At 35.2% G+C, this 23054-nt stretch carries 17 protein-coding genes and 1 CRISPR repeat array; of the genes, 9 read left to right on the forward strand and 8 right to left on the reverse strand.

Annotation, left to right across the window (positions count from 1 at the left end; translation table 11 throughout):
- Nucleotides 1-298: a CRISPR direct-repeat array (repeat unit 30 nt; unit sequence GTTTCAATCCCTGAAAGGGTAGGTAAAAAC).
- A gap of 413 nt (nt 299-711) precedes the next feature.
- Complete coding sequence (gene fliG / locus NZ579_06565; GenBank protein MCS7299599.1) at nt 712-1797, forward strand: flagellar motor switch protein FliG; 1086 nt, start codon at nt 712-714, stop codon at nt 1795-1797.
- On the opposite strand, the gene NZ579_06570 is transcribed toward fliG, so the two are convergent.
- Nucleotides 1794-4184 (reverse strand): serine/threonine-protein phosphatase, encoded by a 2391-nt coding sequence (locus NZ579_06570; GenBank protein ID MCS7299600.1) that lies wholly within the window; start codon nt 4182-4184, stop codon nt 1794-1796. The genes fliG and NZ579_06570 overlap by 4 nt on opposite strands.
- A 151-nt stretch (nt 4185-4335) precedes the next feature.
- Here NZ579_06570 and NZ579_06575 point away from each other — a divergent pair, with 151 nt between their 5' ends.
- A complete protein-coding gene (locus NZ579_06575) occupies nt 4336-6027 on the forward strand; it encodes a right-handed parallel beta-helix repeat-containing protein (GenBank protein MCS7299601.1) in 1692 nt (563 codons plus the stop codon).
- Between the two features lie 82 nt (nt 6028-6109).
- On the opposite strand, the gene NZ579_06580 is transcribed toward NZ579_06575, so the two are convergent.
- Genes NZ579_06580 through NZ579_06595 form a run of 4 tightly spaced genes read right to left on the reverse strand, consistent with a single transcriptional unit; the run spans nt 6110 to nt 11931 of the window.
- Nucleotides 6110-6895, reverse strand: coding sequence for a type III pantothenate kinase (locus NZ579_06580; GenBank protein MCS7299602.1), 786 nt, complete (start codon nt 6893-6895; stop codon nt 6110-6112).
- Complete coding sequence (locus tag NZ579_06585) at nt 6892-7839, reverse strand: ATP phosphoribosyltransferase regulatory subunit (GenBank protein MCS7299603.1); 948 nt, start codon at nt 7837-7839, stop codon at nt 6892-6894. Before NZ579_06585 ends, NZ579_06580 begins: the two co-directional genes overlap by 4 nt.
- Nucleotides 7836-10250 carry a phenylalanine--tRNA ligase subunit beta gene (pheT, locus tag NZ579_06590; GenBank protein MCS7299604.1) on the reverse strand — a complete coding sequence of 805 codons (2415 nt, stop codon included), beginning with the start codon at nt 10248-10250 and terminating at the stop codon, nt 7836-7838. Before pheT ends, NZ579_06585 begins: the two co-directional genes overlap by 4 nt.
- A 10-nt stretch (nt 10251-10260) precedes the next feature.
- Complete coding sequence (locus NZ579_06595; GenBank protein ID MCS7299605.1) at nt 10261-11931, reverse strand: GldG family protein; 1671 nt, start codon at nt 11929-11931, stop codon at nt 10261-10263.
- Between the two features lie 100 nt (nt 11932-12031).
- On the opposite strand from NZ579_06595, the gene NZ579_06600 reads away from it, so the two are divergent.
- Nucleotides 12032-12259 (forward strand): FeoA domain-containing protein, encoded by a 228-nt coding sequence (locus NZ579_06600; protein MCS7299606.1) that lies wholly within the window; start codon nt 12032-12034, stop codon nt 12257-12259.
- Here NZ579_06600 and thiL read toward each other — a convergent pair.
- Together thiL and NZ579_06610 are read right to left on the reverse strand one after the other, a co-directional pair.
- A complete protein-coding gene (gene thiL / locus NZ579_06605) occupies nt 12256-13257 on the reverse strand; it encodes a thiamine-phosphate kinase (GenBank protein MCS7299607.1) in 1002 nt (333 codons plus the stop codon). The two genes, NZ579_06600 and thiL, sit on opposite strands and share 4 nt — an antisense overlap.
- Entirely contained in the window at nt 13254-14027 is a 774-nt protein-coding gene (locus tag NZ579_06610; protein MCS7299608.1) for a fumarylacetoacetate hydrolase family protein, read from the reverse strand. Before NZ579_06610 ends, thiL begins: the two co-directional genes overlap by 4 nt.
- A gap of 346 nt (nt 14028-14373) precedes the next feature.
- Here NZ579_06610 and NZ579_06615 point away from each other — a divergent pair, with 346 nt between their 5' ends.
- From NZ579_06615 to NZ579_06625, 3 genes are all read left to right on the forward strand, one after another.
- Nucleotides 14374-15639, forward strand: a complete 1266-nt coding sequence (locus tag NZ579_06615) for an LptA/OstA family protein (protein ID MCS7299609.1) — start codon at nt 14374-14376, stop codon at nt 15637-15639.
- Nucleotides 15620-16372 (forward strand): tRNA pseudouridine(38-40) synthase TruA, encoded by a 753-nt coding sequence (truA, locus tag NZ579_06620; GenBank protein MCS7299610.1) that lies wholly within the window; start codon nt 15620-15622, stop codon nt 16370-16372. The genes NZ579_06615 and truA overlap by 20 nt, the downstream gene beginning before the upstream one ends.
- A 318-nt stretch (nt 16373-16690) precedes the next feature.
- Nucleotides 16691-17548 carry a hypothetical protein gene (locus NZ579_06625; GenBank protein ID MCS7299611.1) on the forward strand — a complete coding sequence of 286 codons (858 nt, stop codon included), beginning with the start codon at nt 16691-16693 and terminating at the stop codon, nt 17546-17548.
- Here the strand turns inward: NZ579_06625 and metF are convergent.
- On the reverse strand, nt 17538-18425 hold the full coding sequence (metF, locus tag NZ579_06630) for a methylenetetrahydrofolate reductase [NAD(P)H] (GenBank protein ID MCS7299612.1): 888 nt from the start codon (nt 18423-18425) through the stop codon (nt 17538-17540). The genes NZ579_06625 and metF overlap by 11 nt on opposite strands.
- Nucleotides 18426-18597: 172 nt before the next feature.
- Here metF and NZ579_06635 point away from each other — a divergent pair, with 172 nt between their 5' ends.
- The 3 genes from NZ579_06635 to NZ579_06645 all read left to right on the forward strand — a co-directional run bounded on the left by NZ579_06635 (nt 18598) and on the right by NZ579_06645 (nt 22892).
- Nucleotides 18598-19341 (forward strand): FAD-binding oxidoreductase, encoded by a 744-nt coding sequence (locus tag NZ579_06635; protein ID MCS7299613.1) that lies wholly within the window; start codon nt 18598-18600, stop codon nt 19339-19341.
- Between the two features lie 125 nt (nt 19342-19466).
- Entirely contained in the window at nt 19467-20798 is a 1332-nt protein-coding gene (locus NZ579_06640) for a hypothetical protein (protein MCS7299614.1), read from the forward strand.
- A gap of 9 nt (nt 20799-20807) precedes the next feature.
- Complete coding sequence (locus NZ579_06645; protein MCS7299615.1) at nt 20808-22892, forward strand: FecR family protein; 2085 nt, start codon at nt 20808-20810, stop codon at nt 22890-22892.
- Nucleotides 22893-23054: the final 162 nt, after the last annotated feature.

Below are 23054 nucleotides of genomic sequence, written 5' to 3' on the forward strand. Positions count from 1 at the left end.
GTTTCAATCCCTGAAAGGGTAGGTAAAAACCCTTCTCCTGTATTTCAAGCCTTTCTGCCTCATCACTCGGTTTCAATCCCTGAAAGGGTAGGTAAAAACCCTGCTGTTGTGTTTCTTGTTTTGTCTGAAAATTTCCGTTTCAATCCCTGAAAGGGTAGGTAAAAACGCTGTCTCGGGTCGGAAGCAAAGTAAGCAAGCCCTGGTTTCAATCCCTGAAAGGGTAGGTAAAAACTAAAAATACTAGAATGGGAGCTACTAGAAATTAGCAGTTTCAATCCCTGAAAGGGTAGGTAAAAACCATAACATAAATACAAAATATTTTGGTATTCAATTTGATATGTTTTAGAGCAACTATCAATTGCAAAAGTATTATAAACATTGAGATTACAACTTGCAACATTTTTTTCTGGAAACCTCCGATGCTGCAAAAACCCCTGGGGGTTTCCGGAAACGAACTTTTGGAGATACCAAAACATTTTGGTATCAGGAGATATGGTGAGAACGAGGTTTTTGAGACAATTTGTGTAATCAAACACAGTTATACTAATCTAACTGGACGCAAAAATTTTTCAGACACTCAAAAAAGGTGGGGGGTTTCCGGAAAAATCATACATAAACTACACAGAATGTCTCCTGATACTAATTGATAAATTTTGGCAACATATTGACAATCAGATGTATAATTCATATACTATAATTAGAGGTTTGGATATGGGAGATACAGAGAAGGCAACAAAGGATAAAAAGTCAGAAGTTCAGCAGGCAATATCTCAACAGAAGAAGGATAAGAAACAGGCAAAAGCACTCACAGGTAGAAGAAAGGCTGCTATCTTCCTTATAACAGTAGGACCTGAAGTATCCGCAGAAATATTCAAACACCTCAAGGAAGATGAGATAGAGGAGCTTACATTTGAGATAGCAAGGACAGACAAAGTAGAACCTGACGAAAGGGAGAAGGTCCTAGCAGAGTTCCAAGAACTTATGATGGCACAGGAGTTTATAGCACTCGGCGGTGTGGATTATGCAAGAGAAGTCCTTGAAAGAGCACTTGGAACGCAGAGAGCAATAGACATAATAAATAGACTCACATCATCACTACAGGTCAAACCATTTGACTTCGTAAGAAGAGCAGACCCACAGCACCTCGTGAACTTCATACAAGGCGAACACCCTCAAGTTATAGCCTTGATATTATCCTACCTTGACCCTAAAAAAGCAGCAACCATACTATCATCGCTACCAGAAGAGATACAACCTGACATCGCTAAAAGAATCGCGCTTATGGATAGAACTACACCAGATGTCTTGAGAGAGGTTGAGAGAATACTTGAAAGAAAATTATCAACACTAGCAAGTGAAGATTACACGCAGGCAGGTGGTATAGATGCTATTGTCCAGATACTCAATAACTCCGACAGAACTACTGAAAAGAATATCATAGAAGCACTTGAGGAAGATAATCCTGACCTTGCAGAAGAGATAAAGAAAAGAATGTTTGTCTTTGAGGATATAGTTCTCCTTGATGATAGATCCATACAGAAGGTATTGAGACACGTTGATCAACAGGACCTCGCTAAAGCACTTAAGCATACTGACCCAGAAGTCCAAGAGAAAATCTTCAGAAATATGAGTAAAAGAGCATCGCAGATGTTGAAAGAGGATATGGAGTATATGGGACCTGTGAGGTTGAAAGATGTTGAAGAAGCACAACAGAAAATAGTTAATATGATAAGAAAGTTAGAGGAGCAAGGAGAGATAATAATCTCAAGGTCTCCAGAAGACGAAATAATCGTCTAGTCTGTATATATCATCGTTAAGGTTATATCATCAATAATTCTTTTATTGAGAGAGTTTTCAAATATGTTGTTTGTTATAGTGTTCCAGATTGTTTCTGGCGATTTGTGTTGTTCTACTATTGACTTTATATACTGAATTTGGTCAAAGTCCTTAGTGTCCGTTGGAGTTATAATGTCAGTAAGACCATCGGAGAATATCAGGAATATCATCCCCTTTTCTAGTTTCATTCGCAAGACTTCTGCATCTAAATTGTCAAATATTCCTATCAAACCCCCGCGAATAACTAACTCGGATACAGCCTTACCATCATAGAACACAATCGGTGGATTACCACATCTTATTATCTCGGCTTCCGAAGTTTCAGTGTTTATTGTCATCCCAGAAAGTGTAAGAAAGAAGTTTTCAACACTAAACAACGGCTCGTTAGTCAGTATTTCGTTTATTAACTCTGCTGATTTGTGGATAGTAAGGTTATTCTTTATAACTTGGTTTATTAATGTGTAGCAAGTGAATGATATTGCCGCTGCGTTCAATCCCTTACCGCATATGTCTGACATCCAGTATGTGAAGTAGTTGTCTGTTTTTACCATTCCATATATGTCTCCTGCTAAATCTACCATTGGCTCCCAGTAGTTGATTATGTTAACTTTCATATCGGGTAAGTTAAGTGTCATAATTTTGTCAGTCTTTAGCAGGTTAATTTGTGAGTTTCTTAAGAGTTCAAACTCAAAATTTAGGACTCTTACCAGTTTCATAGAGTTTATCAGTGAAGAACTTTGAATATCTATCATAAACGATTCTGATATCATCTTTATCTGGTCTATATCTGATTCCTTCAGAACCTTCATAGAATTGAGTCCAACCATACATTTGTTGTTGTCCATCTTGAAACCTATAACATAATTTATGTTGAAGGTTTTAAAAATCTTCTCAAAATTTGAGTATCTCTTATCAAAGAAAACATCGTTTATACTTACTACTTCCTTATCTCCTAGACTGTCCCATATCTCGCTGTGAGGTTTGTATGTTTCAAAGCCTTCCTCTGAGTAGATAATAGGATATTGAAATATTATTTTCACATCGTTTATGAAGTTAAACCTCTTCATTAATTTGATTAAAAGGTAATCTTTAAGGTTGTGGGTTTTTGGACTAAACTCTATGCTAGATACATCAAGTCTAGTTTCAAGTTTGTTCTGGACACTATACCATATCACAAGTGAAAGGAAGAGGATAGATGGTATCCCATAAATACCGAATATGAAAAGTTGTTCTTGCGATACGTTTGATACTGAATTTGAGATGATAAAAAAAACACCTAGTATTAAAACCGTCATAACTATTGAGAAAAATATTCTTTCCTTTGAGAGTTTGACATTATGGTCATTGACAACTGTGGCTATGACAGGTGATACTACTACGAAGAATGTAAAGAATATTGATATTGGCAAGGTGTATATACTTATGCCTTGAATAAGGAAAATTATTGCTAGTATTAGGATAGGAACGACCAGTGTCAATGCTACTATTTTTATCCTCTCTTTTTCTATTATGTTATTAGTGACTCTCCTCAAAAGCATCAGGTAGATAACACCTAGTATAACATTCATTGCTATCAACAAATAGTTTAGTTTCACAAATGATATCAGAATGCTAGCATTATCAAAAGAGATAATGTAGCCTGTCAGTAGAATGAACGATAGCATTATATTACCTACTATCACATACATCCACCACTTAAGCCTAGTGTAAGTCAAGTTGTAGAAGAATACGCTCAAAACTATGCCAATCGTACCAAAGGTTAGATAGAGTAAGACTAGAAAGTTTTTTTTATTTACCAGATCAAGTCCAGTTATCACTAATAGTCCCATAACATTGAAGAGTAGTATTGATGATAAAAGCATTCGTATTCTGTTTTTTGTAAGTATTTCAAGGTTTCGTATGTATGTTATTGAGAGATAGTATGCTATTGAGAATAAAACGATTGCGAATAGCACTGGCGTTAGAAATGAAACAAGAAAGTCAAGATAACTCAACTCCTGAAGGCTAACTTCGGAGACATATTCGTATTCAGAGAAGAAAAAGGGATTGGAGAATTTTACCTTTACGCTATTGGTATCTAAAGAGTTTATAAGGTCATAGAACTCCTTGTCATTTTTGACAGGAATACCGTTGACTTCTTTTACGTAGGATTGTGGAAAAACTTTTGTAAAAGATTCGGTTCTTAAAAACAAACCTATAGCATCAACACCTAACTGTCTAGTTACTAGGAATGGTGGTAGTTTTTTACCAAACAGATCCAAAGAGGTTATTATCTGATAGGTAGATAGTGCTAGAAAAAGTATATATAGAACAGTAACGAATCCAAACAGTATGTATTTAAATTTCATCGCGAAAGTATAATGAATGTAAAGTATTTATTTTTCAACATTGGAAGTTTTGGTTTTACTTACTTTTCTTAAGATTTTGGTTTTTTATTTTTGAAAGTTATATTATTTAAAGTATAATAAATTCTAGAATGTAGTTTATTGGGAGGTATCTATGAAATATTTTGTAGTATTGATGCCAACTGTTATTTCTTTGTTTTTGTTGGTAGGTTGTCAGTTGTTTTTCTTTCCAGGTGAGTATGAGGACTTGTTGTCTGGTGCTAGAAATTCTAATAAAAATACTGGTAGTAGTTTAAATACAACTTCCGCTGTTTATGTTTCGCCGAGTGGTAGTGATGCAAATTCGGGTTTTTCCAAAAACACACCAGTTAGAAGTATTCAGAAGGCTATTCAAATAGCAGTTCAGAATAATATAAGTCATATTTACCTGTCAGTAGGAACATATACTCCTGGTAATGGACTTAACGCAACTAGTGAGTATAGTGGTGTTGTGTTAACTAATAATAACATCAGTATAATTGGTGGCTGGGATAGTAACTTCAGTAGTATTGTAGGATATAGTGAGCTGAATGGTAATAATATTTTAAGACACGTTATGTATGTTGAGAATGTTAGCGGTATAGTTTTAAGAAATCTTATGCTGAGAGGTGGTAATGCTAATGATAGTATGCAGACTAATCACATGATAGGGGGTGGTATCTACTTAAGTAATGTGTCTTATTCTTCGTTAAGTAATCTTTTAATTCTTAGTAATAACTCGCTTTTAGGAGGAGGTTTTTATATGTTAGACTCTGATTACAACTCAATAATAGATATTGAGGTTTTCCAAAATAATGCTACTTTCTCAGGTGGAGGTGGTGTTATATCACTTTCTAGAAACAACTTTGTGAAATTGAAATCTCATGATAATGAAGCTTCTTATGGTGGTGGGTTGTATATTTATATGTCTTCTAATAACTTATTACAATTTGATGTTTCATATAACTATGCTAGTAACAGTGGTGGTGGGTTGTATATTGATCAATGTTACTCAAACATAATAGATTGTAATATCTTCACGAATACATCTCAAGAAGGAGCAGGGATATATATGTTTCAATCGGTTTCCAATATCATAGGTGGTAATGTTTACAGTAATAACTCATCTAGTAGTGGCGGAGGAATAATGATAAATTCTTGTGTAGGTGATAAAATAACTTCAGATGTTTTTGACAACTTCTCTCAAAATAAGGGCGGTGGTATATATGTATTGTCTTCTGCCAATACTTTGATTGGTGGTAACGTTTATAAAAATATCTCCTCAAATGATGCTGGTGGAGTAAAGATTTTATCTTCTTCAATGGTTGAAGTCAGTGGTAATGTTTATGCTAATACAGCTAATTCAAATGGTGGTGGGATTTACTTATCGTCCTCTAGTAATGTTAAGGTAGTAGGAAATGTTTATAATAACACTTCTCAAATTAATGGAAGTGGCATATATATTGATAACTCTCATAGTGTGTCAATAATCAACTCTCGTATAACTAATAATAGGAATATGGCAACTAGTGCTTCTATTATACATCTTTATAACGGTGGATCCTTGAATAACTTTTTTATATCAAATTGTGTAATAAGTGGTGCTTATGGTGGGGCATTATCAGGTCAAATAGGTATATACGAAGATGGTAGTACTGATGTGACAGGTCACACGATAGCAAACAATACTTTCATAACTAATGATTTGCCCTATTTGTATAGGAACTACCAAGATTTATTGATATCTAGGGATTCTTGGTGGAATATAACTAATCATACCCAAACAGGTGCGTCTGTTGCATCAGGTAATAATGTTGGAAGTTATTAAAATGTTCTTAAAAGGTATTTTGAATATATCTTCTATAGTGCGATTTTGAAGTATATCTTGTCAGAGTAGTTTGAGGTTTTCTCTATGACTCTAACCTGCTTGCTATCAACTTGAGTCCTTTTAACATAAGTTCCTTGTCAATGAATTTGTTTGAAATATTTACCAACTCAAATATTTTGTCAGACAGCCCACCTGTGAAGATTACCTTGAAGTTTGAGTAATTAAGTTCTTTGAATATTTCGTTTATTACACCTTCAATGCCTTTTGCCAGACCTAGTATTATTCCACTTCTCAAGCATTCTTCAGTAGTTTTGCCTACTACTCTTTTTGGAGTGTCTAGAGATATTTTTGGTATCTTTGAAGCTTTTTGAAATATGGCATAGAGTGATGTTTGAATCCCCGGCATAATAACGCCGCCTAGATACGCACCATCTCTTAAGACATCAATCGTCGTAGCAGTTCCAGTATCAACGATTATACAATCAGACCCGTATAGAACCTTTCCAGCGAGAGCATCAACAAGCCTATCACTACCAATCTCATTTATGTTGTTGTATTCAATCCTTATTCCTGTGTCTTCAGGTTTAACAAATACTGGTTCTACTCCAATCACATTTAGAATACCATACCTGAATTGAACATCCACTTCTGGAACAACACTTGATATTACAACACGAAATATCTCATCTCTACGCACATCAAAATAGTTGAGGATTGAGAATAGGTTTAGTGAAACTTCATCAATAGTGATCAAATGATTCGTTGTAATCCTAAAGTGTTTAAATTCAAAGTTATTCCAGTCATCCGTTGATATTCCGAAAACAACATTTGTATTCCCTATGTCTATACACAGAACTTTTCTACTCATGGTAGAATATCTAATGCAAAGCCCATAGCAGTTTGTAAATATCCAAATTTTTTTGTTAGATTATCATACCTTCCACCACTTACTATGTGTGTTGGTTGTTTGTCTGAAAACACCTTGAAGAATACTCCGCTGTAGTAATCCATATCTGGTGTAAGAATTGGGTCAAAGACTACATTCTCTTCTCCGAATGTATTCACAATAGTATCAATATCTTTGAGAGTATCTTCACTGACTCCAGTGAGTGATAGAGATTTATTTTTAACACTCTCAATCCCATCTTCCAAAACGATGAAAACGAGTTCTTCTATGTTTTTATAGACATCTTTTTCAACAACCTTTTCAAGAGATGGTAAATCCTTGTTAGCGAGTAGGTATAGAACGATATCTCTATCTTCCTCTTCAACCTTGCTCACTATAGCGTCTATGATATTTGAAAAGTTAAAGACGAGTTTATATTCCTTAAGTAGATCGTGTTTATTTAGTGCTTGTATTATGTCTTTTAGTATTTTGAACATACTTTTAATTTCTTCGTCGCTGCCACCGATTATTTCAATGCCAAACTGCTTTATCTGTCTTGGATACCATTTGAAACTCGGCTCTCTGAATACATCGGAGTAGTAGAATAGTTTTACTGGTAATTTTAGGTTTTTTATTCTTGGTGCTAGAAATCTCACAATCTGTGTTGTTGTGTCATACCTTGGGACTATGAAATCGTTTCCATCCTTGAATACAAAGAGTTCCCTAACACCACTTCCTAAAACCTTTTCATAAACTTCAAAGAAATCAAAGACAGGTGTATTGACCTCTTGGAATCCGTTTTGTTTTACTATTCCATACAGTTCTTCAATCAGTTCCTTCTTGCTGTCATACTCAAACGAGAAGCCTCTAGGTGCGCCGACGAGATCTCTCTTTGAAAGGAAGATGTTTTTGAGAAACTGTTTCATTGGACGCCTCTTATTGAGAAGCCGAGTTTTTCCTGAATATCTTTTATGATGTTAGTGAATACGACCTTTATCTCAACTTCCTCTCTCACTTCATTAACCCATTGTAGTTTGAAAAGGATATTTACGCTTTTCATCCCTTCTGGTAGTTTAGGACCTTCGTATATGTCCATTACCCTTACATCAGTTATCTCTAGATTTTGATTCTTTGTTTCGTAGTTTTGTATGAAATTGATAAGGTTTGAGGTATGATAGTCTTTGGGAACGAGTATGGATATACTCTTCGTGGATGATGGTAATCTGTTGATGCCTTTGAATTCCACTTCTTTTCCGAGGTATTTTTCTAGTTTAGTTAGAGATATTTCACAGACAAGGGTATCTTGTATCTCTATTTGTTGTGAGATTTCAGGATGAACCTTACCTATATAGCCTAACACATCTCCTTCTACTACTATCTCACCTGATATGTAGTTGTGTAGAAAATGTATCCTTCTTTGTCTAACTTCTGCTCTGATACCAAGGAATAGAAAGAGTTTATCTACTATCTCCTTTAGGTCGTAGTATGAATAGCTACTTGTGTCAAACCAGTTTTCGTATTTATTACCATGGAGGACTATACAGACATTCTTCTCCTCTACGAAGCCTTCGGTGGAGTTTGTAAAAACTCTTCCTACCTCAAAAAGTGATAGGTTTTTGACTCCGTTATTGATATTCCTCTTTACTGTCTTAAGAACATTTATCAGTAGAATAGGTCTTAATATTGTGTCTTCCGCTACCATAGGGTTTGATATGGTTATCAGTGATTGACTTTCTAACTTGAATGTTTCTACGTCTTTTTCAGATATGAAAGAAAAGTTCATCACTTCAGTAAGACCTTGAGATGATAGATTGTGTCTTATCAAACTCTCATACTTTAGTTGATTTGATGGTATTTCAGGGTTTTTGTCTATCCTTGGTAATGTAGATGGTATGTTGTCGTATCCGTATATCCTTGAGACTTCTTCAAATATATCTTCTTCAATACTGACATCCTTTCGGTATGATGGAACTTTTAATGTTATCTTGTCTGCTTTCTGTTGGATTTCAAAACCTAAACTTATGAGTATTTGTTTTATCGTTTCATCTGGTATATCATCTCCGATATTGCTTCTTATTGAACTAAAAGAAGTTTTAATATAGGTGTCTTTTAGTGCTTTGGCATCTTGAGCCCTAACATCGTTGAATTGAGATACTTTTACATCTCCGAGTAGTGAGGTCGCTAGATTTATAGCAAGTTCAGTTGTGTAGAAACCTATATCTCTTGAGAACCTATTTGATGACTCTGTTGATACTCCTATCTCTTTAACAGTTCTCCTTATGGAATTATAGTCAAAGTAAGCACTCTCAAGGAGTATAGAAGTTGTCGTTTCACTTACACCTGTTTCTTCTCCACCTATTACTCCAGCAACTGCTACTGGCTTATTCTCATCTGCTATTACCATAGTTCCTTTTGGTAGGGTAATGTTTTCTCCGTTGAGAGCAAGTATAGTTTCACCATCCTCTGAAGGTCTTACTATGATCTTACCACCTGCTAGTTTGTCGTAGTCAAATGCATGCATAGGTTGTCCTATCGCAAGCATAACATAGTTTGTAATATCAACTACATTGTTTATAGGTCTCTGTCCAGATAACAGAAGTCTATACTTTATGAGATCATCACTTTCTCTTATTCTAACATTTTTCAAAACTCTTGAGCAGTATCTATAACATCTGCTATCTTGTATTTCAATATGTGGTTTTGGTAGTTCTTCGTTGAACTTAAAATGTGGTAGAGGTTTGAGAGGAATGTTATATATAGAAGATAGTTCTCTTGCTATTCCTAGAATGGACAGAACATCTGCTCTGTTTGAAGGAACTTTTACAGTGAATATATACTCTTCCTTCATAAATGGAGGTAGAATGTTTGAGAGTAAATCGGACCCAATCTTCCAGTCGCTCGTTAGTTTCCAGAGTGTTTGACTTTCCTTCTCCAAGCCTAATTCATCCATAGCGAGTAGCATACCATTTGAGTTTATTCCTTCAATATTTCTAACATCTACTAGGAAGTTGTCTTCCCCAACGATAGTTCCAGGATAACAATACACAACTTTATCTCCTTTCTTTACTGTTGTATCTGCTGTTATTACTATCTTGTATTCATTATCTTTAACATCTACTTCACAGATAAAGTATTGTTGCTTTGTTGGATGTGGTGACAACTCCTCTATCCTTCCGATCACTACATTCCCGTCATAAAACTTTCTAATCTTAATATCTTCAACCTCTATTCCTGCTTTTGTTAGTTTTTCTGAGACCTTGTGAATGTTACCGTTTTCTTTGTCAAGAATCTTATCAAGTTCAATAAAGTCGTTTAGCCAGCTGAAGGGGAACTTCATTATTACCTCCTCATACCACTTTCCTGCTTCTCACAAACCAGACTATCACACCGGGAACTAAAACTAGTAGAGGAACAACAATAAGACTTAGGACAAGAACTAGGTTAGCATCTGCTGATGAAGGTATAACAACAGGTTCGCTTTTTATTGACTTTGGTTTTATTCCAAGAAGTCCGCTTTCTCGTGATGCCCACTCAACGATGTTGAGTGCGAGTTCCAAATTTCCAGACATGCTTTCAATAAAGTAGTCAGATAGGAAATCAATATCTCCTATAATTACCATCTTGCCAACCTTTGTTGTATCTTCTTCTGATGTCTTTTCAATAGCGTATCCTAGGATGATTGGTGGTTTCATATCTTTGTCATCCATAGAGGCAGAGAGAGTCTCACTACCTTCAGGTATTGACACTTCTCCCCAACTGTCAGATGAAGAGGACATAATGTCGTAATACCTGTATCCGAGTTGCCCTTCAATGTTTTCCATTCTACTTATGCCCATCGCTGTTACGAGTTGTATTGGTAGTCCTTTTCTCTTTATGTCAGATGTAAGAGGGCTAAAATGAATGTAGGGAATTATGTAAAATAACCTTCCTACGTAGGGATTAAATCTTTCTTGGTCAAAAACAACATTGTTCTTGACATAGAAACCTAGTTTTGACAGTAAATAGTTTATTGAAAATGACCTATCGTAGGTCACACTACCTAGGATTGGTTCAAGAAGAATTATTACGCTACCACCGTTTGTGAAGTAAGTGTATAGTTTATCTTGAATTTCAATAGGGATTATTCTTCTCGGTGAGACAATTACAATTGCTCCTGCGTCATCTGGGATTTCTTTTGTTGTTGATAGATTAAGTTCTTTAATTGTGAAGTTTGCTTTTTCAAGGTAGGACCTCCAAGTTTTGAAAGAGTATTCTACTTCAGCACCGGGAGCATCAGATAAGACTCTGTACTCTCCGTTACCTACCAAAAAGTATATAACCCTTGATGAACCAATTACGTTAAGTATGGCTGAAGTAACTTCTTCTTCAACTTTTATTCCAGTGGCTCTCGGACCATAGGAGGTTTGCTGGTATTCCACAAGAGACCCACCCCTTATGTATTTCTTGTTTTCTCCAGACTCAACTACGATCATTATACTCTCACCTTGAGGTAATTCGTATCGTTTTGCGGTAAGCGGATCTTTTATCGGGTCAATTGATACAAATGTAATCTTATCAGAATTCTTTGAATACTCCTCAAGTATCTTTTCAAGTTCGGTTGCTTCACCTTTCCTCGTAAAAAGTGTTATCTTTACTTCCTTGTTGAGTTTTTTTATAACCTCAAAGGTGTAGGGTGATAGCGAGTAAAGTTGTTCCGATGTTAGGTCTATCTTGAGTGATCTGTTGGATGCTAGGATGTATAGAACAACTAGTATGGCTAGAACAAGAACTATTATTGCGATATCCTCAACACCTCTGAATAGTTTTCCACTTTTTATATCTTCAAACACTCTCGTTCCAGCCCACAGGACCCAAACGATATTCAAAACGAGAAATACAAGTATTATTACTACTCCAATGGACAAACCGAAGAAACTTACGAGAGGAATAAAGGTTATGGTAAGAAAAATTAGGGTTATTATACCTATCTTGTAGTTATTCTTTAGAAACGATAATACATTTTTTAGAAACACTATCATTCGGATCTCCTTGTCAAATTATAATCAATTTTTAGGATAAACTTCCAACTGACAAAGTCTTGAAACTATGAGTGTATATTGTATATTATAATTGATAGGTATGACAAAACTGAGTGATACGAAGAGAGGTAATGTAGGATACATACTTAAGATAAATGGTGATAGACAGTTTAAGAAGAAACTTTTCGTTATGGGCATTCTAGAAGGTGAGAAATTTCTTGTTGAGAATGTGTCTCCTATGGGGTCTCCAATAGTAGTGAATGTGAAGCAAGCCAGAGTAGCACTAAGACGGGAAGAGGCAGAGAATGTTATTGTAGATCTTTCCTAAAAGTGTTTCCATCCCTTGTATTTTCTTTCATCTATCCTCTCGTCAAAGTATAATAGTTCAACTTCTTTTCCGTCGGTTATCTCACCGATTTCTGTAATTGGGGTATCTAGTTCAAGAGAGATTTTATGAACCTTATCAATATCTTGGCTAGGTATGGTGAATATGAGTTCGTAGTCTTCACCACCAGATAGAGGGTATTTAAAAAACTCAACTAGGCTATCATACCTTTTTTCTTTTGACATATAAACACTATATTCCTTACTTATTGGTATTTTGTTTATGTATATTCTAGCACCTACACTAGAACTTTGGGTTATGTGATTGACATCTTGAATCAGCCCATCACTCAAGTCTATGCAAGAAGTTGCTATTTCTTTTAACTTGAGTCCAAGTTCTATTCTTGGAGTTGGTGATACATGTCTTGAAACAAGATAACTTTCTATCTCCGATAGATGAGGCCCTTTACCTCTTTTGAGTAGTATCTCAAGTCCTAGTGATGAGTCTCCTATGTATCCACTAACAAATATCTTGTCACCGGCTTTCGTTCCTCTCCTCTCAAGAAGTCTGCCGAATGATCTGCCTACCAAAGTTATGGTTATGGTAAAATCCCTGCCTCTTGATACATTACCTCCACCTATATATACGTTATACTTGCTAAAAACATCAACCAACCCTCTATACACATCAAGTATAAAATCCAATTCAAAGTAAGGTGGTATTATGAGTGATACGAGAGCATATTTTGGTATCCCCCCCATCGCAGAAATATCACTCAGGTTTGAGACAGCACTCTTAACACCTATATCATACGCGGAAAACTTCTCTTTGAGAAAGTGTATTCCATCAACCATAGTGTCGGTAGTTATTATGGTGTTACCTTCACAGTCTCTAAAACCGAAGCAATCATCTCCATTAGGGATCGTAACTTCTTCTGGTATTCCTAGACTGTTGGTTATGTTCTTTATGTGTTCTATCAATTCAAATTCGTCGATTCTCATAGTGGTCTCTTGCTAAAGTAATTTTTCAGAGCACCGATACCATCTATCTCAATAACTATCTCATCGTTATCTTTCATCTCTCCAACACCTGGTGGAGTTCCGGTTGCTATTACATCACCCGGAAAGAGTGTCATAATCTTTGATACAAAACTTATTATCTCTTCAACTCCAAAGATCATGTTGTTTGTTGTAGAGTTTTGCTTGAGTTGCCCGTTTAGATATGCTCTTATCCCTAGCCCTCTCCAGTCAGTCTCCGTTTCTATCCAAGGTCCTATAGGACAGAATGTGTCAAACGACTTTGCTCGTGTCCATTGACCGTCTTTGTTCTGATAGTATCTTTCAGTTACGTCATTAAGACATGTATATCCAAGAATACATTCTCTTGCTTCATCAACAGATACATTTTTACAAACTTTTGATATTACAACTCCTAGTTCTGCTTCATAATCAACTCTCTTACAAAATTCTGGTGCTACTATGGTATCGTTATGACCTATAACCGTAGTTGGAGGTTTAAGGAAAAGAATAGGTTCTTCTGGTATAGGCATCTTGAGTTCTTCTGCGTGGTCTCTATAATTAAGTCCAACGCAAACAACCTTACTAGGTATCACAGGTGGTAGAATGTAGATACTATCCATCTTGAAACTTCTATCTTCAAACTCAAAATTCTCAAAAACATTTCCTTTGATAGGTATGACTATCTGGTTTTCAATGTCCAGAACTCCCCAATGTAATTTTTTATCCTCGGTTCTAAATCTAACTATCTTCATAGTTTATAAGGTAAATATCTCTGGTGTCTTTTTTCAAATATAATCAGGTTAAGCCCCGTTAGACAAATTATTTGCACACTCTGTTTTGAAATACCGATAGTGAGTTTGTTTGATCTTTATGTATAGTTGGAGTGTTGGTTTTGTTTTTCAGGATTTGTCTCAAATCTATCTAGGTCTTGTTGTGATCCACTAGTCAATAGTCTTTGTTTTAGTTCTATGTCGTTTGTAATTGTCAATTTTGATTCATGTTGTGTTAATCTTCATAATATTTAAGAAGTTGGATTTTGTTATACAGAATTTTTTACGAAAACTTTTTTAGAAAAACTTATATCTAGGTGTGTTGTCTATGAGGTTGGATAGAAGGAATTTGTTGAGATGCTATGGTAAGGTAATATCTGTGATAATCTTTATTTATTTGCTCTTCTTCATATTCGCTTACGCCCAGAAAACAACTCAACAACAAGATAAATCTTCTAGAGATACCAAAGATAAGATGGTGGTAGGTGGTGATGAAGGTTTTTTCAGAAAGTATTACACTAGGTTCAAAGGAAATGCTTATGTTGAGAAGGGTAGCACTAGGATGTTGGCAGAAGTGATTGAGTATTTTGAGACTAACAACTTTGCCATAGGTAGAGGTGATGTTGTACTCAAAGATAGTAAAAGTGGTATTAATGTGTTCGGACAATATAGCGAATACTATGGAAATAGTAATATCATTATTTTTTACAACAATCCATATCTAGTGATTACGAATGATGGTATATTTCTAAAAGGTGAGGTTCTGATACTCAATCAGAATGATGAGTCTGTTGTTTCTAGAACAAATGCGTATATGTCCAATGCAAATATTCAGATGTTTTCAGACAACATCATTGTTCTTTCAAAGTCAAACATAATAAGATTAGTTAGGAATTCAAAGGTAATTTCTTCAAACATCACGATTCACAGTGATAGAGGAGTTATAATAACCTCAAGCAACAAAAAAGCGAAAGAGAATGAAATATCGCAATATATAGGTATAGGTAGAGTGCTGATAATAGGTAGTAATTTTTCTTTAAGTTCAGACAATATTGTTATTAACTTTACCAACAATGAGGTTAAAGATTACACTGCAACAGGTAATGTAGTAATATCAAATACTAATAACATAGTTATGGCTGAATATTTTAGGTCAGAATTTGAAGGTGGTAGAGATGTTTTTCACATTGGTATGACTAATGTTGTTATAACGAACCTTGAGAATGGTGATACGGTTTATTCTGATTATCTCTTTGCAGATAAGAATAACAATTATGAACTCTTGAGTGGTAATGCTACTTATGTAATAGATAATGGTAGAACAAGGATAAAAGCTCAAACGATTGAGAGGTTTTTGGATATTAGTATTACTATGCTTAATAAGGATGTTGTCATTGATAGTGAGAATATAAGCATGATGAGTGAAATTGGTAAGTATGATGAGAAGATGAGGACAATACAGCTAATTGGAAATCCAAGAGTTGTGAATGAAGATAGGATGGGAGTCTCTGCCAATGTAATAACTATCAACATTAACAAAAGGCAGGTTAAAATAGATAACGGCAACTACGGATATGTCATCCCCGGTATGTAGGAATATTAAACTCATGCTATCCTACGATGGAAGTGATTACAACGGTTGGCAGAAGCAGAAAAACACCAGAAATACAATTCAGGAGATACTGGAGTTTTCATTATCCAAGATGCTGAATGAAAAAGTATCTGTAATAGGAGCGGGTCGGACTGACGCGGGAGCACACGCAGTTAGGCAAGTTGCAAACTTCAAAACTACTAACTTATCAATCCCTCCAGAGAAGTTTAGAGTTATTCTCAATGGAATTCTTCCAGAAAGTATAAGAGTTGTAAACTCCGAAGAGGTTGGATTAGATTTCAATTCAAGATACTCTGCGAAATTTAGAAAATACATTTACCTAGTGTTTATCGGTGATGAGAAGTACTATCCTTTTATTGGAAAGTATTCTTTGATTTCAAAGAGAAAGGATCATGATCTGAAGTTTTTGAGATTGTTAGCAAAGGATTTTCTAGGGGAACACGATTTTCTGTGTATATCGTCAAAGAGAGAGTATAAGACAACTGTAAGGTTTGTTAAGAGTTTTAGGGTTTTTAGATTTAAGGACTTTATCGTTTTTTCAATGACTGCGAATGGGTTTATGTATAACATGGCTAGGGGTATGGTTTCGGTTTTGCTAGAAGCAGAACGAAGGAATGATAAGAGTTTGGTTAGAAACATTCTACTAGGTATAGAAAAGATTAAACCTACACTAGTTCCATCAAACGGCCTTTACCTACATAGAGTGTATTACTAAAAGTTTTACAATCTTTCACTCCTTCTAAAACTCTTAATAAGACATAATAGAAACTTCGGAATTTATTGAGCACTCTTGTTAAATCTGGCAAAATATTGATTATTGTTTTAGGATGTTTTTACTTGCTCATAATATCTTTCAAAATTGTTGTTATCCTAAAAGAAATTGTTAATCAATTAACTTGAAGTATTTATGGTGTTTCTTAACTTTGGGGTTGTTTATTTTGAATTTCAAGCAAAAATTTGAAGAAGTTTATTCGTATTAGTAACATTTTGACAATTTGATATATATAGATGTAGATTATAAGAATTTAAGTATATGAAAAATATTTTTCAAGCACTTTTTGTTGTATTACTTATTTCAAGTTTTTGTTATGGTGTTCCACCTTATATGAAGAATGAGATAGCAATTATTCCGCAGAAAGAGAAACTTACACTATCACTTGAAATAATAAGGTACCAAAGAAAGTTACAAAATATGTCAAACTATAATATTCTCTCGGTTGAACTTGAAGGAGATTACACGCCTAATAACTTTATTGAAGTAGGTTTTGGTATACCGTATCTAAAAATTTTAGAGTCTTCTGATAGTGGTATTATTGGAGATATTGGTCTCTATTCAAAATTTGTGATATTAAGGGAGATTTTTTCAATACTAGATAACTTTCTATTACAGAACGCTTTAGTAATTAATATATACCTAGCTACAGGTATTAAGAAAGAAGATAGTTATAGAAACATAGGACTTCAGAAAGGTTTGTATTTCCCAATATCATCTGGTTATGCGGACATAGAAATAGGTAATACTGTTTCGGTTGTTGGAACTGTCTTTGGTATCTCTTTGTTTTTTTCATTTAACTCTGTATCATCAAAGATAGAGCCACCACTTGCTTTCAATGTTGAAAACGACCATCTTGTACTAGGTAGCACTTTGGAAGGTTTTGTTTATTATTCAGAGGACCTAACGATAAAGTTGTTTTCAGAAATAACATATTTTCTACCTATTTCTGAAAGGTCAAAGTATCTCAATATCCTTGACATAGGAGGGGGTGTTTGGGGAAAAGTTATTGATGTCTTTATAATAAAAGTTGGATACTACCAAAATTTTCTTATACCTATTGATATTGAAAAAACGTATGATAGTATTCTGATGGTAGAATTAGGAACTAGGTTTTGAAAGGTGCTTTTGATCTGAACATTGATACTATCTTTTCTATTGGTTTATTTCTGTTTAGAGTATATATGTGAATTTTATTAAATCCGTTCTTTATCAGGTCGTTTATTTGTTCTACAGCAACTTCAATACCAAGTTTTTCCATGTCTTCTTGACTGTCTAGATATCTGACGAATTTATCTTCTAGTTCTTTTGGTATATGTGTTCCAACCTTTGATGCGAATGAAGATATCTGTTTGAAGTTTGTTATAGGCATTATACCGGGTATTATAGGGTTGTTGATACCTTTGCTAATACAAACATCAATGAAGTTGTAGAAATAGGTGTTGTCAAAGAACATCTGTGTTATAGCAAAGTCTCCTCCGTTATCAAACTTTTGTTTTAGGTATTCTACTTCAAGTGGTATGTTTCTGTACTGAGGGTAGCCTTCGGGATAAGCACTTACACATATAGAGAAGGTGTTGGAAAAATGTCTTCTTATGAACCTGACTAATGTTAATGCATCTTTGAAGTATGATTTAGAAATATCAAAATTTGGCATATCCTTTGGGACATCTCCTCTTAAGGCTAGGATGTTTTCAATACCGAGTTCTTTGTATGAGCTTATTATATTTAATACCTCTTCTTGTGAGTGTGTTAGTGCTGTAAGGTGTGGCATTACAGGAATCTTGTAGTTAGTTTTTATGAATTTGACTAGCTCGTAGGTTTGTGTTTTGGTGCTACCACCAGCACCGTAGGTTACTGAAACAAAGTCGGGGTGAATATTATTGTAAAAGTCAAAACTTGATATGAATTCTTCAAAGATGCTTGGATCCTTTGGTGGGAAGAACTCAAAGGATATTACCAAAGATTTGCTTTTTAGTAAGTCTGATGTTTTCATAGTGCTTCATAAAATTATACTTTTTAATCCAGTTTATTAGCAATTTGTGTTGGGGGATTGGGATTATCCAGATTGATAAGAAGGAGGTATGTCATCAAGAGTCAAAAGATATTTGATTTTTTTGTGGTAAGTTGTATATTATTAGTAAGAATTTTGGTATCAAGGAGGTAATATGGGGTCTGTAAAGAAATTATTTCAGGGTATAGTTAAGGTAAAGAAGATAGTTGATGAGGCTGATGGTGTTAAGAGTTTTTATTTTAGTATAGATGATTTTGAGTATGAGCCTGGTCATTTTGTTATGATTGCTTTACCAGAGGAAGCTGAGGATAAGAAGAAAAGGAGAGCATACTCCATAGCTACATCTCCGACGGAGACAAAGAAAGATGGCTTGATAGGTATAACTATCAAATTAGTTGAGGGAGGATATCTTACTACTAGAGTTCATGATTCTTCAGTAATATACGAAGGTGCAGATCTGTTTGTTGCAGGTCCATTTGGACATCCTATCTTCAGTAATCCACAAACGACGAAGAGTGTTGCTTTGTTCGCAGCAGGTAGTGGTGTTGTGCCTGTGAGGTCTGCTATGAAGTATATATATGATTCTATGCCGAATACTAAGGTTACATTGTTTTACAGTTTTAGGACGCCTAGAGATTTCATATACGAGAATGATATGAAGGAAATGTTGAAGAGCCCGAACTTTAAGGGGTTTATAACCGTTACAAGATATGACGGCGATGACTGGAAGGGACTAAGAGGAAGGATAACAAGGGACTTGATACTTGACAATATAACCGGTGAGGAAGATGTTTTCTATGCTTGTGGGAATACACCTTTTGTCAAAGAGATAGAAAATATAATAATTAATGAACTAAAAGTGGATAAGAGTAAGTTCAAATCTGAGGCTTGGGGTTAAAGGTTCGTTGCTTTCCAGTAGTTTTAATTCACTGGTTTAAACATTTGAAGCTATTGTAGTTCGTTGGACTTAGAACTTGAAATTTAGGGATGGATGTAATATTATATTTTGAAAGGAGGATAGGAATGAGAGTGTTTATCAGTCTATTACTTGTGTTCGTGTTGTCAGGGGTAGTGCTTTCTCAACCTATCCAGCAACAGGAACAACAAGGATATCAACAGGAGTCTGCACCAAAGTTTGGTTTTGGGTTATCTTTTGGAACAGTTGTAATAAATGGTGTTACATATTTTCAGGTCAAGGGGCAACCTGATTTTGCCATCGGAAAGTTTGGCGTTGGTCTAGATATAAACCTTGAATTTGATGCGAACTGGAATATAAGAGCAACTGAATGGAACTCTTGGCAAGCAATCCTTTCAAAGATAAGATACTTAAGGTGGGCTCAAAAGGGTGAGAAACCAGTATATTTTAAGATAGGACAGATAGACGATGGGAGGATAGGAAATGGTTTTATTATGAATAATTACGATAACAATGTTAATTATCCAAATATAAAAAAGTTTGGTATAGCTTTTGACATTGACTTAGACTATGGAGGTATAGAGACTTTCGTTGATAATATCTTTGATTTTGACATAATAGGTTTAAGACCATTTGCTAGACCATTGTATGGGACTCAAATACCTGTTCTTGATGGGTTTGAGATAGGTGGTTCGGTTGTTATGGACCTTGATCCTCTAAATCCAATTCCTCCGAAGGATTACCCGTATCAGTTCTCTGATAGTCCGAATAGCACTAATAGGGTATTTATATTTGGTGTAGATGTTGGATTACCATTGATTCAACTACAGCCAGTGTTCAATATGGAATGGTATGCTGATTTTGCGTATATTCTAGGTAAGGGAACCGGTGAAGCGACTGGACTTAAAGGTAGTATATTGTCATTCATACCTTACAACCTTGAACTTAGGATACTACAGCCTAAGTTCCTTCCTTCGTTTTTTGACTCGTTGTATGATGCGGAGAGATATATAATTATAGGTAATACCTATCTAACAAAGTATGACCTATTGGATGGGATAACTAATGGATACTTTGGATGGCTTTTTACATCAGGTGTTAGTTTTGAGAAAATAGCGACTTTTTTGGTAACATTGGAAGACTCGTTTGACGATACAACATATCCTAGAATGAGGATAACGCTGAATATAGATAGAGAACTGACTAAGATTGTTGCCTTCAGTTTAGTTTATGATAGGAAAAACATAGATGAATTTAGGGATATTTATACAACGGAATCAGTAGATGCTATACTTTTGACCAAGATTTCATACAAAGTTTCTGATATGGTTAGTATTGTTCTATCTTACCGAAGGACTTTTGATTGGTTTGAGGAAGGAGGACAAAAAGTTCTTAAGCCACTTGAGAGCACTTCAGTATCAACTGAAATTTCTTTCTAGGAGGATTTTATGAGATATTTTACAATCTTTGTGTTAGCACTAATTGTTTCGGTTAGTATTGCATACGCACAATCTGACAAGTATCCTTTTGCTGAAGTAGTTATGGGAGATGTTCAATATGCTATATCAGGTGATCAGACAAGACAACCTACGATTTATAAGAATTTGGATTCTGGTGTGACTATACCGTTATACTCTATCGTCAGAACAGGACCTGATGGTTATGCAGAGATAAAACTAGCACCTAATAAGACTGTGAAAATCTATAATTCTACTACTATATCTCTTTCTAAATTTCAAACGGAAAGTACCGTTGATCTTGGGGCAGGTAAGTTGAGAGCTATATTCAAAAGACTCTCACAGTTTGATGAACTTAAAGTAAGAACTGAAACGGGTATTGCTGCCGTAAGAGGAACTGATTTTGGTATCATTTACAGTAAAGGACAAGGTAATATATCTCTTATGGAGGTGTTTGTAAGGGAAGGGATCGTTCAGCTAACTGCTGCTAATGGTAGAAGTGTTGAAATAAGGGAAGGTTTTTCTAGCACCATCAATAGCTATCTGGGAACGATTGAAATTGAAGAACCTAAACCTATTCAGTCATCTGACTTTGATAGATACTTTTCTGAACCTCAACAGGTTCAACAACAGCCTGCTCAACCCCAACAACTACAACCACAGCAACCTGTCCAGCCGCAGCAGCCAACTCAGCCACAACAGCAACTACCTCAACAACAAGATTCAGTCCCACCAGATGCTATGCAACCTCAATTCAATTTTGGTTGGGAGATAAGCTCACAGAATATAAATGGTTTTGTGTGGAATAAGATAGTTCTTTCACCAATACTAAGAGTTGGTAAGTTTGGGTTTGGATTATATCTGGTCAGCTACTGGGATGGTAAGAATAATATATACGATACTACAAAATGGTATAACTCTTACGAATACAACTTCGGGTTCAGTAGTGAAGGTTTCTTCATAACGGACTTCCTAGATGACCTTTTCAAGAAAGTTTTGTTCATAAGTTATGGTACCAAAGGTGAGAGTGTGTTCATCAGAATAGGTAGTATTCCAGATATGACACTAGGACATGGGTTCTTGATGGATAGATATTCCAATATGTTAGGTTTTCCTGCGATAAGGAGGATTGGGTTCCAGTTTGACCTAGATTTTGGTTATTGGGGGTTTGAAAGTGCTATAGCTGACTTATCAAGAAGTAGGTTGTTTGGTGCTAGGACATTCGTAAGACCGATCTATGGAACGCCTGTTCTTGGTAATATAGCGATAGGTATCTCTGGTGTTGCAGACCTTGAGCCATTCGTTATATCCAACTATGCATACGAAGGTAATCCTACTGTGTTTTTGATCGGTTCTGATATTGACTTTCCTATCGTTGATGTAGGAGTCTTCTCATTAACTCTTTTTGCTGATATTGGAAAAGCAGGTATATACATAAATAAACTCACAGACAATCCATATCTGTACTTCATAGCACAACAAAAGAACTATTCAGAAGGGTTCAACCTTCTAAAGGGGGAGGGCTTCTCGGCAGGACTGAAAGGTATGATTGTAGGAATAATTCCTTATAGAATAGAGTATAGGAGGATAACAGGTCAGTTCATACCTTCCTACTTTGATACAATGTATGACGCTCAAAAAGAACTAAAACTCTTCCTACTAGTAGCATCTGAATTACCACCGTTTAACGGAATTCTGGGTTCAAGTGGATTCCAGGTCAGTAATATGCTTGACTTTAATATAACATACGAACAACTATGGCCAGAGGAGGATATAAACTTTTCAATAAACAGACTGATAGGTAGATTTAAGATAACGAAGGATATCGTAAAGACACTGACAGGAATACCTTCATACGCTACTGTCGTATATCAAAGAAATAATATACAGTCTGCTAGAGAATTCTTTGAGGATGTGCTGAGAGACTCATTCGTTACATTAGAGCTTGCCTACAGTATTGATCCAAACACGGATATATCAATATCGTACAAAAGGTTTTATGTTTCATCCTTTGAGTATCAGGATAGTGTGTCAATTCAGTTAAAGTCTGCAGTGTTTGGTGAGATAGGAATGTAAAGTATTAAGATAATCGTTAGAAGGGGATACCATTACGGTCTCCCCTTTACAAAGTTTTAGTTTTAAAGTTATTTTATCATCCTTCTTTAGAAGGTCTTTATGAATGAAAGTAGTTTGATGAAGTTTATAAGATCACTTACTATTGGGTATTTGAGTTTGGGT

The sequence above is a fragment of the Spirochaetota bacterium genome (assembly GCA_025061835.1).
Lineage (GTDB): Bacteria > Spirochaetota > Brevinematia > DTOW01 > DTOW01 > SKYB106.